Here is a 1,328-nt window from a genome sequence, read left to right as displayed (position 1 = left end):
TCTTTTGGTATTAACCTGTTTGTGCCTTAAGTCCTTCCCTGTATGGATTTCAGCTACTTTTGAGCTTAGATACTCTCATCGAATTTTATTTTAAGTTAATTATTTGCATAACAATTCCCGAAGAGCCATAAATTTCCTAGTGAAGAAAGGCAAAAGGCAGGAGGCAAGAGGCAAGGGGGGGTAGATATGTGTAATTAATTTTGCTTAGGTACTTAAGGGGGAAAACGTCCCCATTGGTGGGAAGTGCTAAGATTTTACGCGATGTAAAGTGTGAGCAAATCGGCCCGCCGGCTTGAGTTAGCCTAGATATTGAGGTATAATTGCTGTTGACAGAAACTGTCAGAGGTATATTTGTATTATGCGGGTAATTAGCCGTCGAATACTTCGCGATTTCTGTATGACCAACGCTAATTCCTGCGAGTCTCTCTATGATTGGTATAGAGTTGCTAGTAAAGCGGCATGGCAAAATCTCATCGATGTGCAAGCCACTTATAAAAGTGCTGAATCTGTTGGTAATTTCACTGTTTTTAACATTAAAGGAAATCACTATCGTCTAATTGTAGATATAGTTTATATCCGACAGACTATCTATATTAAATATATTCTTAACCACGCCGAGTACGATAAAGAAAATTGGAAAAATGATGCTTACTTTTAATTATAAAACCTATGGAGAATTACTCGCTCACTATCAACTAAAAGCAATCACCACAGAGGTGGAAAACGAGCGAGTGATCGCAATTGCTCAAGAGTTGGAACATCGCTCGGAACTTAGTTTAGAGGAGGAGGCTTTACTGGAGTTATTGATTAGTTTGATCGAAAGGTTCGAGGCAGATAATTATCCAATTCCTGACAGAAATCCTTTAGCAACTTTACGGCATCTTATAGAAGCTAACGAGATAGAATATCCAGAGCTAATTACTATTTTGGGTTCCCCTGATGCGGTGGAGCAAATAATTAATGGACAACGCAGCATCAATCAGTCAGAAGCTAGGTCTTTGGGAGCATATTTTCGGGTTGATGCCAGTTTATTTACTTGATAAGTAACTAAGGAAAATTAATGGCTCTTCTCGACTTTGTGTGATAATTTTTGCTTATGAAATCGTGAAATGTTTACTGGGAAAGACTTTTAGGACTATTTTGTTAAATAAACTATCAGTATAGACCTCGTTTCCACACAGAAACCAGAAGAGCCAATTAATTAGGGCTTGCTGAATAAATCTAAAAACCTTGTTGGATAAGGCTTTTAGACTTTTTTGACCTCAAAAAGTGCCGACCATTGGAGGGATCGGGGGTAAAATTCAGGTACTTTTTCCCTGAAAATTAGG

At 38.2% G+C, this 1,328-nt stretch carries 2 protein-coding genes; both read left to right on the top strand.

Annotated elements, in window-relative coordinates:
- Positions 1–358 precede the first annotated feature (358 nt).
- A complete protein-coding gene (locus IQ224_RS23570; protein ID WP_036399596.1) occupies positions 359–658 on the top strand; it encodes a type II toxin-antitoxin system HigB family toxin in 300 nt (99 codons plus the stop codon).
- On the top strand, positions 645–1,040 hold the full coding sequence (locus tag IQ224_RS23565) for a type II toxin-antitoxin system HigA family antitoxin (protein ID WP_002741296.1): 396 nt from the start codon (positions 645–647) through the stop codon (positions 1,038–1,040). Before IQ224_RS23570 ends, IQ224_RS23565 begins: the two co-directional genes overlap by 14 nt.
- The last annotated feature ends 288 nt before the right edge of the window (positions 1,041–1,328 follow it).

The organism is Microcystis sp. LEGE 00066 (assembly GCF_015207925.1).
GTDB classification, from domain to species: Bacteria; Cyanobacteriota; Cyanobacteriia; order Cyanobacteriales; family Microcystaceae; genus Microcystis; species Microcystis ichthyoblabe_A.
The sequence above is the reverse complement of the archived record's forward strand: the minus strand, read 5'-3'. Positions and strand labels throughout refer to the sequence as shown.